This window comes from Desulfomicrobium norvegicum, from assembly GCF_900114595.1.
GTDB classification, from domain to species: domain Bacteria; phylum Desulfobacterota; class Desulfovibrionia; order Desulfovibrionales; family Desulfomicrobiaceae; genus Desulfomicrobium; species Desulfomicrobium macestii.
In genome coordinates this window covers 69,758-83,551 of the sequence record NZ_FOTO01000013.1, presented here as the reverse complement: position 1 = coordinate 83,551, position 13,794 = coordinate 69,758, and the positions used below count along the sequence as shown (strand labels likewise).

General features: G+C 60.4%; 16 protein-coding genes. 8 read left to right on the top strand and 8 right to left on the bottom strand.

The window, feature by feature from the left end; all coding sequences use genetic code 11:
- Positions 1–15 precede the first annotated feature (15 nt).
- Positions 16–468, bottom strand: coding sequence for a type II 3-dehydroquinate dehydratase (locus BMZ24_RS16115; RefSeq protein ID WP_092193782.1), 453 nt, complete (start codon positions 466–468; stop codon positions 16–18).
- A 3-nt stretch (positions 469–471) separates the two neighbouring features.
- Positions 472–1,284, bottom strand: a complete 813-nt coding sequence (locus BMZ24_RS16110) for a hypothetical protein (protein WP_092193781.1) — start codon at positions 1,282–1,284, stop codon at positions 472–474.
- A gap of 104 nt (positions 1,285–1,388) precedes the next feature.
- Here BMZ24_RS16110 and yihA point away from each other — a divergent pair, with 104 nt between their 5' ends.
- The 8 genes from yihA to upp all read left to right on the top strand — a co-directional run bounded on the left by yihA (position 1,389) and on the right by upp (position 8,680).
- Positions 1,389–1,985 (top strand): ribosome biogenesis GTP-binding protein YihA/YsxC, encoded by a 597-nt coding sequence (gene yihA, locus BMZ24_RS16105; RefSeq protein ID WP_092193780.1) that lies wholly within the window; start codon positions 1,389–1,391, stop codon positions 1,983–1,985.
- Between the two features lie 183 nt (positions 1,986–2,168).
- Complete coding sequence (locus tag BMZ24_RS16100) at positions 2,169–4,964, top strand: monovalent cation/H+ antiporter subunit A (RefSeq protein ID WP_092193779.1); 2,796 nt, start codon at positions 2,169–2,171, stop codon at positions 4,962–4,964.
- Entirely contained in the window at positions 4,964–5,293 is a 330-nt protein-coding gene (locus BMZ24_RS16095) for a Na+/H+ antiporter subunit C (protein WP_092193778.1), read from the top strand. The genes BMZ24_RS16100 and BMZ24_RS16095 overlap by 1 nt, the downstream gene beginning before the upstream one ends.
- Entirely contained in the window at positions 5,290–6,786 is a 1,497-nt protein-coding gene (locus BMZ24_RS16090) for a monovalent cation/H+ antiporter subunit D (protein WP_092193777.1), read from the top strand. The genes BMZ24_RS16095 and BMZ24_RS16090 overlap by 4 nt, the downstream gene beginning before the upstream one ends.
- Positions 6,783–7,271: a Na+/H+ antiporter subunit E gene (locus BMZ24_RS16085; RefSeq protein ID WP_092193776.1), complete on the top strand. Its 489-nt coding sequence runs from the start codon at positions 6,783–6,785 to the stop codon at positions 7,269–7,271. The genes BMZ24_RS16090 and BMZ24_RS16085 overlap by 4 nt, the downstream gene beginning before the upstream one ends.
- Positions 7,265–7,534, top strand: coding sequence for a K+/H+ antiporter subunit F (locus BMZ24_RS16080; RefSeq protein ID WP_092193775.1), 270 nt, complete (start codon positions 7,265–7,267; stop codon positions 7,532–7,534). The genes BMZ24_RS16085 and BMZ24_RS16080 overlap by 7 nt, the downstream gene beginning before the upstream one ends.
- Before the next feature lie 12 nt (positions 7,535–7,546).
- Positions 7,547–7,858 (top strand): Na+/H+ antiporter subunit G, encoded by a 312-nt coding sequence (locus BMZ24_RS16075; protein WP_244150394.1) that lies wholly within the window; start codon positions 7,547–7,549, stop codon positions 7,856–7,858.
- Between the two features lie 195 nt (positions 7,859–8,053).
- A complete protein-coding gene (gene upp, locus BMZ24_RS16070; RefSeq protein ID WP_092193773.1) occupies positions 8,054–8,680 on the top strand; it encodes a uracil phosphoribosyltransferase in 627 nt (208 codons plus the stop codon).
- 90 nt (positions 8,681–8,770) lie between these two features.
- Here the strand turns inward: upp and hisA are convergent, their stop codons facing one another.
- The 6 genes from hisA to guaA all read right to left on the bottom strand — a co-directional run bounded on the left by hisA (position 8,771) and on the right by guaA (position 13,787).
- Positions 8,771–9,502, bottom strand: a complete 732-nt coding sequence (gene hisA, locus BMZ24_RS16065; protein WP_092193772.1) for a 1-(5-phosphoribosyl)-5-[(5-phosphoribosylamino)methylideneamino]imidazole-4-carboxamide isomerase — start codon at positions 9,500–9,502, stop codon at positions 8,771–8,773.
- Positions 9,499–10,122 carry a hypothetical protein gene (locus tag BMZ24_RS16060; protein WP_092193771.1) on the bottom strand — a complete coding sequence of 208 codons (624 nt, stop codon included), beginning with the start codon at positions 10,120–10,122 and terminating at the stop codon, positions 9,499–9,501. The genes hisA and BMZ24_RS16060 overlap by 4 nt, the downstream gene beginning before the upstream one ends.
- Positions 10,119–10,709 carry an imidazoleglycerol-phosphate dehydratase HisB gene (gene hisB, locus BMZ24_RS16055; protein WP_092193770.1) on the bottom strand — a complete coding sequence of 197 codons (591 nt, stop codon included), beginning with the start codon at positions 10,707–10,709 and terminating at the stop codon, positions 10,119–10,121. The genes BMZ24_RS16060 and hisB overlap by 4 nt, the downstream gene beginning before the upstream one ends.
- Positions 10,710–10,760: 51 nt before the next feature.
- A complete protein-coding gene (gene tatC / locus BMZ24_RS16050; protein WP_092193825.1) occupies positions 10,761–11,513 on the bottom strand; it encodes a twin-arginine translocase subunit TatC in 753 nt (250 codons plus the stop codon).
- A 368-nt stretch (positions 11,514–11,881) separates the two neighbouring features.
- Complete coding sequence (gene tatB, locus BMZ24_RS16045; protein WP_092193769.1) at positions 11,882–12,205, bottom strand: Sec-independent protein translocase protein TatB; 324 nt, start codon at positions 12,203–12,205, stop codon at positions 11,882–11,884.
- 34 nt (positions 12,206–12,239) lie between these two features.
- Positions 12,240–13,787, bottom strand: a complete 1,548-nt coding sequence (guaA, locus tag BMZ24_RS16040) for a glutamine-hydrolyzing GMP synthase (RefSeq protein WP_092193768.1) — start codon at positions 13,785–13,787, stop codon at positions 12,240–12,242.
- Positions 13,788–13,794 lie beyond the last annotated feature (7 nt).

The window sequence follows — 13,794 nt, the reverse complement described above, 5'->3', positions numbered from 1 at the left end:
CTGCCGGCGGCAGCCTCAGGGCTGGACGGCCAGACGCTGCCAAAGCGCCTGGACTGCGAGCGCATAGCTCATAATGCCGAAACCGGCAATAGCCCCTATGCAGTGCCGCCCGATGAGGCTGGTATGCCGCATGGCGGACTGGCGGGCGTGCACGTTGCTCAGATGGACCTCGACGCAGGGAAGCCCGGTCCAGGCCAGGCAATCGGCCAAGGCGAGGCTGGTGTGGGTGTAGGCTCCGGCATTGAGGACGATTCCGTCGCTCTTGACCTTCCACGCCTCTTCCAGCCGATCGATGAGAGCACCCTCGGAATTGGACTGGAACAGCGTCAGACGAATGCGGCCGGCGTCTTCTCCGAGCAATCTTTCAACCAGCCCCGGGAGCGCGTCCATGCCTTCGGTTCCGTATATTTCCGGCTGTCGCTGTCCGAGAAAGCCCAGATTGGGCCCGTTTATGACCACGAACTCCATGGATTATTTCTGCTCCGAAGGCTCGCTCACGGTATCGGAGTGCGGCGGCAGGACCACAACCGTGTCCGGCTCGTCCTGGGCGATGACGGCATCCGGGTCCAGGGCGGCGACATCGACGTTCATGAGAAAAATGCGATCTCCGGCCTCTACCTCGCGGTCGCTGACGATGATCTCAAGGTTGCACAACACGCCCGTAGCTCCGCCCTGCGCCTTGGGCAACGCCACGGTGTCCTGCATGAGCTGCTTGATTTCGGCCATGCCGATGATGCGGAAAAAGCTTGATCCAAGCTCCCCGACAGGCTCGGCTATGGTCACAAAGGACGGCAGGGATTCGGGCGTCGTCTGATAGAGCATGGCATAGAGCACATCATGCATGCCGGCGATATAGCGGTCCTCTTCCAGCGAGACGATCTGGCCTCCAAGGCTCAGGTCACCCACGAAACTGGCCGATATCAAAAAGCTCTGAACCATGTCTCCGGTTTCCGGATCTCCCTGGGTGTTGAGCAGACCGCTCTGGGTGAAAGCACCGTCCATGCGCCCCAGCGGGGTCATCCCGGCCACGGGCACGATGACTATGTTCTTGTTCAGGATCTTGTTGAAGACCTTGACCAGACCTGCGTTCCTGGCCTCGGTCCAAACCCCGGTGTCGGCATCCACGTATTTGATCAGGTCCACTTCACTCAAACGCAATTCGACAGTGGCTTGTTCCTCGACCCGGATGGGTTCCTGGGCAGAATTGGCCGAAACCAACTTCACTTCCTTGGAACACCCTCCAAAGATAAAGACGGCGCTCAAGAGCACGAGCAACGCACGCATAGTATGCCTCCAATTAATTATTGATAACCAAGACAATTCTTTCTATCACTGCCTGATCAAAACGCATTTCGTCAAGAACCCTAGCCCCAGGAAATGGTAGTTTCATGCCCAGCACCGTAATTTTGGAAAAGACAATCTACACCATCGATCAATTGGGAGAAATGCCGCTTCCTCAACTCGCCCTTGCCGGACGATCCAATGTTGGAAAATCGTCCCTGCTGAACAAACTCACCGGCAGGAAAAATCTTGCGAAAATCAGTTCCACCCCCGGCAAAACCCGCAGCCTGAACTTTTACAGGGTCAGCCCGGAAGAATTCTATCTCGTTGATCTTCCGGGATACGGATATGCCCGTTGCTCCAAAACGGAACGTGAAAAATGGGCCACGCTCATCAACAGATACTTGAAAAACAACCCCCGCCTCTTTGGTGTAGTAGCCCTGCTTGATTCACGCCTCCCGCCCCAGGCCCTTGACATAGAGCTGATCACCTACATCAGGGCTCAAGGGATGGATGTATTCCCCGTGATGACCAAGGCCGACAAATGCAAGCAACCCGTACGGAGCGCAAATCAGACCGCATGGCAAAGACTCCTCGGAACGGAAAAGCCACCGCTGCTCATCTCCAGCCATTCCGGCATGAATATCGACAAACTCTGGCAATTCTTCCTTGATAAATTTTCCGCAGTGCAGCCTCACGAATAAGAATTTGTGCATGATTCAATACGAAATTATTTTGTGATTGAACAGTTTTTTATCCAACCCAACACAAAAAAAACATCTCGGAAAGACCTGCGCGCCATTTACCCGAAACAATGACGCAGGTTGACATGTTTTATTTCGCACTGTCCGGTTGACGCAGTCCGTTTTGAACATCTAAGCTCAGGCATGAACGTTCTCCTTCTCGTCCTGCTCCCCCTCCTGGGAGCCATGCTCCCGCCCCTGACCATTCGCTTCGGACGCGACGTCTGCACCTGGGCGGGCATGGCTGTCACCGCGTGCACCCTGATGCTGGCCGCGGTCCTGTTCATCCAGGCCCTTGAAGGCTCTCCCGCGTCCATGCATCTGCCCTGGCTGCACGGCATCGGGCTTGACCTGTCCCTGCGCATGGACGGCCTGGCCGCCCTGTTTGCATTGCTGGTGCCGGGCATCGGGCTGCTGGTCATCATCTATGCCCGCTACTATCTCTCGGAAAAGGATCCCATGGGTCGCCTCCATGGGCTGCTGCTCGTGTTCATGAGTTCCATGCTCGGCGTGGCGCTGTCCGACAACCTGATCCTGATGCTCATCTTCTGGGAGTCGACCTCGCTTTCCTCCTTTCTGCTCATTGGCTTCTGGCAACACCGCGCGGATGCCAGGCAGGGTGCGCGCATGGCCCTGATCGTCACAGGGGCGGGCGGCCTGGCCCTGCTGGCCGGGTTTCTGCTTCTGGGACAGATGGCCGGGACATTCCGAATTTCCGAGATTCTGGCACAAGGCGACCACATCCGCGCCCATTCGCTCTACGTCCCGACGCTCATGCTCATCCTGATCGGCGCTTTCACCAAGTCGGCGCAGTTTCCGTTCCATTTCTGGCTGCCAAAGGCCATGGCCGCGCCCACGCCCATCAGCGCCTATCTGCACTCCGCCACCATGGTCAAAGCCGGCGTCTTCCTGCTGGCCAGACTCTACCCTGTCCTGTCAGGCACGGACCTCTGGTTCTTCACCGTGAGCGGCGTAGGTCTGACCACGCTGCTCATGGGCGCCTATGCCGCCATCTTCCAGCATGACCTGAAAGGCCTCCTGGCCTACTCGACCATCAGCCACCTCGGCCTCATCGTGCTTCTCTTCGGACTGGACACGCCGCTGGCTGCCGTGGCCGGAGTGTTCCACATCATTAACCACGCTACCTTCAAGGCCTCCCTGTTCATGGCCGCAGGCATCATCGACCACGAAACCGGAACCCGCGACATGCGCCGCCTGAACGGGCTCTGGAAATACATGCCCCACACCGCGGCCCTGGCCATGATCGCGGCCGCCGCCATGGCCGGTGTTCCGCTCCTGAACGGCTTTCTGTCCAAGGAGATGTTTTTTGCCGAAACCCTGCACGTTCACCTGCTCGGCCCCGCTTGGATGCTCCTTCCGGCCGCCGCGACCCTGGCCGGAATCTTCGCCGTGGCCTATTCCGCCCGCTTCATTCACGACGTCTTCTTCAACGGGGCGCCCCGTGATCTGCCCAGGTTTCCGCCGCACGAACCGCCGCGCTTCATGAAGATTCCGGTGGAGATCCTGGCCGGAGCGTGCCTGCTGGTGGGCATCCTGCCCGCCCTGACCGTGGGTCCGCTGCTGGATCTGGCCGCCACCAGCGTGACGGGTGAAACCTTGCCGCCCTACAGCCTGGCCATATGGCACGGCTTCAACACGCCGCTGCTGATGAGCCTCGTCGCCCTTGGAGGCGGGTTTGCCGTCTACGCAATGCGGCGCAGGCTCTTCGCCCTGCACGAGCGCCTGCCCCTTGCTCCCGATGCGGCCGCTCTCTTCAATGCCGCCGAGGAAGCCCTGATCCGATGCGCACGCGCCTTCCTGCACGGCTTGGACAACGGCTCCCTGCAACGCTCGGCGGCCCTGCTCCTGGGCGTGGCGGCCCTGGTCATGATTCTGCCCCTCGCCGGTCCTGCCATCACCGGCCCGCTCCCGCTCACCCCCATCGACGGCCCGTCTCTCATGGGCGCGCTGCTGCTCATGGCCGCCGGTCTGCTGACCGTGCTCTGGCACGAACACCGCCTGTCCGCGATCATGGCCCTAAGCGTTGTCGGCCTGCTCGTGGCCCTGGTCTTCGTGCGTTTCTCCGCTCCGGACCTGGCCCTGACCCAGCTCAGCGTCGAGGTGGTGACCATAATGCTTCTGCTACTGGCCCTCTTTTTCATTCCCCGGCGTCACAAACCGCGCTCCCGCCCATCCGGACGCTTCAGGGATATTGTCCTGTCCACGGGCATCGGGGCCGGATGCGGACTGCTGGCCTGGGGCATGCTGACCCGCCCCCTTGACTCCATCTCCACATTTTTCATGGAGCAGAGCATACCCGGCGGTGGCGGAGCCAATGTGGTCAACGTCATTCTGGTGGATTTTCGCGGCTTCGACACCCTGGGCGAAGTCACGGTCCTGGCCGTGGCCGCCGTCGGCGTCTTCGCCATGCTCGACAATCTGCGGCTGCCAATTCCGGCGCACGACCAGGACGGCCGCCCCTGGGCCGCCGAGCCGCATCCGCTCATCCTGTCGCAGATGACCCGCTTCCTGCTGCCACTTGCCCTTTTGGTCTCGGGCTTCCTGTTCCTGCGCGGGCACAATGCGCCCGGGGGCGGCTTCATCGCGGGCCTGGTCACGGCAGTGGCTCTCATTCTGCAATACATGGCCAACGGCACCGCCTGGACCCAGCGGCAGTGGCGACTGCCTTTCCATCCGCTCATCGCCGTCGGCGTGCTCGTGGCGGCCGCGACCGGGGCCGCCAGCCTGCTCGTAAGCCATCCCTTCCTGACCTCCACCTTCGGCCATGTCAGCCTGCCCATTGTCGGAGAATTCGAGCTGGCCAGCGCCATGCTTTTCGACCTGGGCGTTTTTCTGACCGTCGTCGGGGTGATAATGCTCATCCTGGCCAATCTGGGCAAACTGACCAGGCGCAAAATTCGCCCCGCAAGGATACGCTGATGGAAGCCCTCGCCGCCCTGATCATCGCCGTTCTCATCGGTTGCGGGACGTACCTGACGCTATGCGCCCGGACCTTCTCCGTGGTTCTCGGGCTCTCGCTCATGTCCTACGCGGTCAACCTCTTCCTCTTTTTCAGCGGCCGTCTGGTCACCGGTGCACCGCCTCTGGCCACAAACATCGGAGCCACGGCCGACCCGCTGCCTCAGGCGCTGGGCCTGACCGCCATCGTCATCGGTTTCGGCATGACCGCCTTCGTGGTCATCCTGGCCTTGCGCGCCCTTGGAGAGCTGGGCACCGACCAGGTCGACGGAGAGGACGAAAAACCATGAACCATCTGATCATGATCCCCCTGCTCCTGCCGCTGGCCGCCGGCATGACGAACCTTCTGCTGGTGCGCAAAGGCATCGGCCCACAGCGCCTTGTCTCCGTCCTGACGGCCTGCGGGCTGCTCGCGGCGACCCTGCTTTTACTGGTCAGGGCCGAAACCGGGCACATCGACACATACGAACTCGGCAACTGGCCCGCGCCCTTCGGCATAATCCTGGTGCTCGACAGGCTGAGCGCCCTCATGCTTGTCCTGACCGCCTTCCTGACCCTGCCTGTCCTGCTCCATGCCTGTAGCGGCGACGACAAGCTCGGACGTGATTTTCACGTCATCTTCCCGTTGCAGATCATGGGCTTAAACGGTGCGTTCCTGACCGGCGACCTCTTCAACCTTTTCGTCTTCTTCGAAATACTGCTCATTGCGTCCTATTGCCTGGCGCTGCACGGCCTGGGCCCCGAGCGCACGCGAAACGCCCTGCGCTACGTGGTCCTGAACCTCATCGGCTCAAGTCTTTTCCTCATCGCCCTCGGCACCCTCTATGGAGTCTGCGGCACCCTGAACATGGCCGACCTCGCGCTCAAGGTGGCCGGCAGCACTCCGGATCAGGCCCCGCTGCTGCGCGCCGCCGGCTTGCTTCTTCTGGCCGTGTTCGGGCTCAAGGCCGCCATCCTGCCCCTCTTCCTGTGGCTGCCCGGCCTTTACGCCGCCGTACTGCCCTCGGTGGCAGCGCTTTTCGCCATCATGACCAAGGTTGGCGTCTATGCCATCCTGCGCACCCAGTCGCTCATCTTCACAAACCACGGTCCCGTTCCCGAAGCGGCAGGGCTGCTCTTTCCCGTGGCCCTTGCGACACTGGCCGCCGGATCGCTGTGCGTCCTCGGCAGCAGGCGCCTACGGGTGCTTCTGGCCTGGCTGGTCATCGTTTCCGTCGGCACCCTGCTGGCAGGCATCGGCCTGTGGAACGTGGCCGGGATAAGCGCGAGCCTCTATTATCTGCCGCACTCAACCCTGGTCACCGCCGGACTCTTTTTGCTCGCCGATCATCTGGTGCGCCAGCGCGGACCGGCGGGGGACGTGCTTGAGCCAGGCCCTACCATGTCTCGCCCGAATCTGCTGGGATCGCTTTTTCTCCTTGGCGCCATGGCCATCGCCGGGCTGCCCCCGCTGTCCGGATTCATCGGCAAACTGCTGCTCCTCAATGCCGCGCAGGCTCCTATTGCCGCCTGGCTCTGGCTTGTCGTCCTTGGCGGCAGTCTCATAGGAATCATCGCGCTGGGCCGATGCGGAAGCGTACTCTTCTGGAAGACCCAGGGCGATCCTCTATCCGGCCCCCCGGTGTCATGGCTGCGGCTCGCACCCGCCGCCACGCTGCTCCTGACCGCCGTGGCACTGTCGGTCATGGCCGGTCCCGTCACCACATACACCGACGCCGCGGCCGAACAGCTCCTTGCTCCGGACAGCTACATCAACGCCGTTCTCGGCAGGGAAACCCCATGAAAAGATGGCTGCCACAACCCATGTTCAGCCTGTTCCTGCTGCTGATCTGGCTTCTGCTCGTGAATTCGGCGGCTCCCGGGCAGATTGTCCTCGGAGCGCTGCTCGCCGTGACCATACCGCTGTTCACGATCAGGTTCTGGCCCGATCAACCGTGCATGCGCCGCCCGCTTACCCTCATCGTCTATCTGGCCGTTTTTTTCTGGGACATCGTCGTCGCCAACCTGACCGTGGCCCGCCTCATACTCGGCCCGACAAGAAATCTGCGGCCCACGTTCATCCGCCTGCCCCTGGACCTGAAAAACGATTTCGCCATCACCCTGCTGGCCCACACCATATCCCTCACTCCGGGCACCGTTTCCGCACAAGTGGCGGAAGATCGGCGCAGCCTGCTCATTCACGTCCTGGACCTCGATGACGAAGCCCCGCTCGTGAACCGCATCAAACAGCGCTACGAAGCGCCCCTGAAGGAGATCTTCCCATGTTGACCACTGCCATCACGGTGGCCTTTTTCTGCATAGCCGCCGCCCTGACGCTCAATTTCTGGAGGCTCTTTGCCGGGCCGACCCTTCCGGACCGCATCCTGGCCCTGGACACCATGGCCATCAACACCATCGCCCTTTTGATCCTGCTGGGCATCCATCAGAACCTGACCGAATATTTCGAGGCGGCCCTGCTCATCGCCATGATGGGCTTCATCGGAACCGTGGCCCTGTGCAAGTACCTGTTGCGCGGCGACATCATCGAATAGGAGTTGCCAGACATGCTCAGTGAAGCGCTCATCTCCCTCTTTCTGCTCATCGGAGGAGCTTTCGCCCTGATCGGCTCCATCGGGTTGGCCCGCCTGCCCGACCTTTTCACCCGGCTGCACGGACCGACCAAGGCCACGACGCTGGGTGTCGGCGGCATCCTGATCGCATCGGTCCTGCACTTCAGCGGACAGGAGCATGCCTTGAGCCTGCACGAGCTGCTCATCACCCTCTTTCTTTTCGCCACCGCCCCGGTCAGCGCCTATCTCATTGCCCGATCGGCACTGCACCTGCGCGGCCCGGGCGGACCCAAGGACGAATCTTGAAATCCGGCGACAATCAGGAACATCCGAAATACGGCCACCAGGTTCAATGACCGTAGCCGTAAGGCGCTCCGGTGTGGCGGATTTTAAGCCTCCAAACGTCGTCTTGACCGGACCGGAGGGGAAGAATAGGAAGAGGCACATTTTTCAATCAGCCCAGCGCACCAATCTTTTCGACCATGGCAAGGAGAGACTCACATGGCAGTATTCGTGGCGGATCATCCACTCATCAAGCACAAGCTCGGACTCATGCGCAAGCATGACATCAGCACCAAGAATTTCCGGGAACTCGCTTCCGAAGTCGCCAGACTGCTGACATACGAGGCCACCAAGGACCTGGAAACAGAAAAAAAGACCGCGCAGGGATGGGCCGGGCCCGTCGAGGTGGACGTGATCAAGGGCAAGAAGATCACCGTCGTGCCGATCCTGCGCGCCGGACTCGGCATGCAGGACGGCGTGCTTGACCTGATCCCCGGCGCCAAGGTCAGCGTCGTAGGTTTCTACCGCAACGAGGAGACCCTCCAGCCCGTGGAATATTACGTGAAGCTGGCCAAGAACATAAGCAAGCGCATGGCCCTCATCCTTGACCCCATGCTCGCCACGGGCGGCACCCTGGACGCCACCATCCGCTGCCTGAAGAACGCAGGCTGCACCAGCATCCGCGGCCTCTTTCTGGTCGCGGCTCCCGAAGGGCTGAAGCGGATCACCGAAGCGCACCCCGATGTGGATATCTACGTCGCAGCCGTTGACGAACGTCTGAACGAAAACGGGTATATCCTGCCCGGCCTGGGCGACGCCGGAGACAAGATCTTCGGGACGAAATAACCCGCCGACTGATTTTTCCAGGGCTTAAAACGCAAAACGCCCGGTCTTTTTGACCGGGCGTTTTGCGTTTGAAGGGCTAAAAAAAGCAGCCTATTCTTGGGCAGCGAGCCAGTCCAGGGCAGCTTTGAGATCAAGGCTCCCGGCATAGATCGCCTTGCCTGTGATGACTCCGGCCAGACCTTTCTCACGCAAGGGATGAACGGCCTGCACGTCTTCAAGAGTGGAGATGCCTCCGGCGATGAGCACGGGTCTGTCCGTCATGGCCAGCAGGGCTTCAAGGGCCGGGATGTTCACCCCGGACTGCATCCCGTCGCGGCTTATGTCGGTGTAGATGAAAAAAGCGGCGCCCGCCGCCTCAAGTTCGGGAACGACATCCGCCACGGTCTTGTCCGCGTCCTCGACCCAGCCCTTGGTCTTGAGCCTGCCGTCGCGGGCGTCGAGGGAAACCCCGATGCGACCTGGATAGGCTTGGCAGAGTTCGCTGAACAATTCGGGATCTTCCAGGGCAACGGTGCCGATGATCAGGCGCGTCACCCCGGCTTCAAGATATTTGCCCGCGATCTCGACGCTTCGAATTCCACCGCCGAGCTGTACCGGGATGGAAACCGCCGAACACAACTCGCGAATCAGGTCCATGTTGCGCGGAGTCCCGCTGAATGCGCCATCAAGATCAATGACGTGCAGCCATCTGGTGCCCGCCTCCACCCACTGCCTGGCCATGGCCACCGGATCGTCGGAAAAAACCGTGACCTGATCCTCGACACCCTGCCGCAAGCGCACGCACTTGCCATCTTTTATGTCAACTGCCGGAAATATATTCATAAACCCAAAACCCTCGTCCCTTCTTCCAAAGCTTCGGCCGCTATTTCAAGCGGCGTGATCCAGCGTCCCTTGCGTTTGAAGAAACGCCCTCCCTTGAGCAGATTTTCGGCCAATCCCTGCTGCTCCTCTTCAAAATGATAGCGCCGCACTTCACTGGTGGCCATGTTGATCAGGTAAAGATCCAGGGTCACGCCGGCCGGACGGGTCACGCCCCATTCGCCGCCGTCGCGCTCCTGCCAGCGGGAAACAAAGGGCACGAGCAGAAAATCGGCCTTGATGCAGGTTCCCACGTTCTTCCAGTAGTCAAGGGGCTCGAAGCGCGGCCTTTCCTTGCCGGCCTGGACGATCTCCTCGCACTGCCTGACCGTGGCCGCGTGCATCACCGTGCGCGCCTCGCTTTTATCCAGGATGGCGGCCAGTTTGTCGTCCAGGGAGTCCAATGTCTCTTCGGAAATGACCGAAACCTCATCCGGCAGCACGCCGGCCATGAGCTCCCAGTCATGCTGCGCATGGACAAAATGAGCCACGGCCAGGGTGGCCTTGGGCTCGACGGCGGGCCAGTGCGCGGTGCCCGCGCAGGCCGTACATAAAAATAGCAAAGCCGGAATGATGTATCTCATGAGTCAAGACCTCCTTTGGTGCTGAGCACGTCTTCGCGTTCCACGCGCACGGCCTGACGCAGGGCCAGGCCGAGTCCCTTGAATACCGATTCCAGCAGATGGTGCCCGTTTTGTCCGTAAAGCATGCGCACGTGCAGGTTCATGCCCGCCTTGGACGCCAGGGATTTCAGAAATTCACGCCACAGATCCTTTTCCTCTCCGGCGATAACGGCCGGCAGGACATTTTCCTCGTACACCAGATAGGACCGTCCCGAAAGGTCGAGACAGACCTCGGTCAGGGCTTCGTCCATGGGAACCTTCGCACATCCGACCCGGGCGATGCCCCGGCGCTCTCCAAGGGCCATGCTCAAGGCGTTGCCAAGGCACAAGCCGATGTCCTCCAGAGAGTGATGCGCGTCTATATGCAGATCGCCCTTGCAGGAAATCTCAAGATCGAAACCGGCCCAATGGCCCAAAAGATCAAGCATGTGGTCGGCGAATCCGAACCCTGTTTGCACCGAGCAGACGCCCTTTCCGTCGAGATTGACGACCACGGAAATCCGGGTTTCCCGGGTCTCCCGATCGATACGGCCTGTACGAGGATGCATAACGTCTCCTTGCAGTGAAAAAAGGCCGGGCTATGAAGCCCGGCCCTGGTTTTATCCCTTGGCTTCCGCCGTCGCGTCATCTTCCGCCGGGGACTCTTTTCGCTTCTTGCCGAACGCATAGGCCACCCAGATGCCTATCTCGTACAGAATGCACAGCGGCCCGGCCATCAGCGTTTGGGAGACAACGTCCGGCGGAGTGAGCACTGCGGCCACGACGAAACTCCCCAATATGGCGAATTTACGATATTTGCGCAGGGTCTGGTGCGTCACGATCCCAAGGATCGAAAGGAAGAACATGAAGAGTGGCAACTCGAAAATAAACCCGAACGCAAAAAGCATGCTGGTCGAAAAGCTGAAATACTCCCTGACCGAGGGCATGGGCTTGATGACATCCGAAGCATAACCCAGAAAAAACTGAAAACCAAACGGGAATACCACATAATACCCGAATAGAGCCCCGGACACAAAACAAAGGGCCGAACACAAGGCTATGGGGATCATGTATTTTCGCTCCCCTTCGTAGAGACCGGGAGCGATGAACATCCAGAGCTGATAGAAAATGTACGGACTGGCCACGAAAAGTCCGGCGATGGCCGCGACCTTGAGGTGGGTGAAGAAGGCCTCGGGCAGACCAGTGTAGATAAGCGAACCGCCGGAAGGTTCGAGCAGCGTGATAAGCGGCTGCATGAGCATCATGAAGAGCTGCTCGGCAAACGCATAACAGACCAGAAGGCCCACGAACGCCGCGATGATGCAGCGCACCAGACGCACCCGAAGCTCGTTCAGGTGCTCGGTGAACGTCATCTCATGCACGGGCTCCTCTTCTTCGGGCTCGGCCTTGGCCTCGGCCTCGGCGACGCCCCCATCGCCCTTGGGCGCGATGTCGGAGGTGCTTTCAGCCGCGTCCCCGCTGTCCTGAGCCTCCGGCGAGAGAGGTTCGGGGTCGGCGGAATCTTCCGACGGCGAATCCTCCGTCGGCCGAGAAGCGCCATCCTCAGCTTCGTCCGAAGCCACGGCGTCCCCCAGGTCCAGACCGGGGGCGTGCCCTTTGTCTGAGGAATCGTTCAGAGCGGGGTCTTCAGCCGTACCCTCGCCCTGATTCAGGGAAGACGTCCCTTCCGATTCAGCGCCGGCTTCGTCTTCGATCCTGTCCCGATCCGTGCGCTCCTCGCTCATGCCTTGTCCTTCTCGTTCTCCGTGGCCTTCACGGTGGGTTGCTCGGCAGGCTGATCGGGAGCAGGAGCCGCCGCGGCCTCTGGCTCGGCAGTGGCCGCGGTTTCAGGAAAAAGCTCCTTCTTGGCCTGTTCCGTCTTCACTTTCTGCTCGGACTGCTCGGCTTCCATTTCGATGGTCCGCTTCACATCGGTGCTGACTCGCCGGAATTCACCCAGGGCCTTGCCCAGGGACTTGGCCATTTCCGGCAGCTTGGCAGGCCCGATGACGATCAGGGCGACTATGAGAATAACTATAAGTTCCGTGGACCCAATTCCAAACATAGGTTCATCTCCGTGAGAGGTGTGTTTTGGACGGCTATTCCCACTCTATGGTGCTCGGCGGCTTGGACGAAATGTCGTACACCACGCGATTAACCCCTTTGACCTCGTTGATGATCCTGCTCGACATGCGCCCCAGGATCTCGGTCGGAATCCTGGACCAGTCGGCGGTCATGGCGTCGATGGAATCGACAATGCGCAGGGCGATGACGTGTTCGTAAGTACGTTCATCACCCATGACGCCGACCGTCTTCAACGGCAGCAGTACGGCAAATCCCTGCCAGACCTTGTAGTACCAGTTGGAAGCCATGAGCTCGTGCTGCACGATCTTGTCGGCCTGGCGCAGAATTTCAAGACGCTCGTCGGTGATCTCGCCGATGACGCGGATGGCAAGACCGGGGCCCGGGAACGGGTGGCGCCACACGATGAAATCGGGCAGCCCCAGTTCCTGGGCGACCTTGCGCACTTCGTCCTTGAACAACTCGCGCAGGGGTTCGACCAGGGCGAAATCCATCTTTTCAGGCAGCCCGCCGACGTTGTGATGGCTCTTGATCACGGCGGAAGGCCCCTTGAAGCTGATGGATTCGATGACGTCGGGATAGAGCGTGCCCTGGGCCAGATACTTGACCCCCGGAATCTTCTTGGCCTCTTCCTCGAATACCTCGATGAAGGTGTAGCCGATGATCTTGCGCTTCTGCTCGGGATCATCAAGCCCTTCAAGCCGTGACAGGAACTTGTCCTGCGCCTTGATGTAATGCAGGTTCAGGTCGAAATGCTGGCGCAGGTAGCCGATGACCTCGTCGCCCTCGCCCGCACGCAGCAGGCCGTTGTCGACGAAGATGCAATGCAGGTTCTTGCCGATGGCCTTGTTCAGCAGCACCGCCACGACGGTGGAATCGATGCCGCCGGAGAGACCGCACACCACCTTGTCGTCGCCGATCTGCTCCGGCAGGGCCTGCAGCATGGAATCCACGAACGAAGACATGGTCCAGACGGATTTGAGATCTGCCACATGGAAAAGGAAATTGCGCAGGATTTCATCGCCCTGCTCGGTGTGCGCCACCTCGGGGTGGAACTGCAGCGCATACATCTTGCGGCTGACGTCGGCCATGGCCGCGATCTCGATGTTCTGGGTCTTGGCCGTAACCGAAAAACCCGGAGGAACGGCCAGGACATGGTCCCCGTGGGACATCCAGACCGTAAGCTTCTCAGCCTCTGAGACCGTATTCCACAAAGGGCACTGTCCTTCGAAATAAAGGTCGCTGCGGCCGTATTCGCGGTCAAGCGACGGCGCGACCTTGCCGCCAAGCATGTGCGCCATGAGCTGCATGCCGTAGCAAATGCCAAGGATCGGAAGGCCCCACTCAAAGATGCAAGGATCGATGCCCGGAGAGTCGGGGCTGGACACGGAGGCCGGGCCACCGGAAAGGATAATGGCGCTGGGCTGCAGGGCCTTGAGCTCGTTTATTCCGATATTGCACGGATGAATCTCGGAATAGACGCCGGATTCACGGGTGCGCCGGGCGATGAGCTGGGTGTATTGGGATCCGAAATCCAGAATGATGACTTTTTCTTGTATATCCATTTTTACC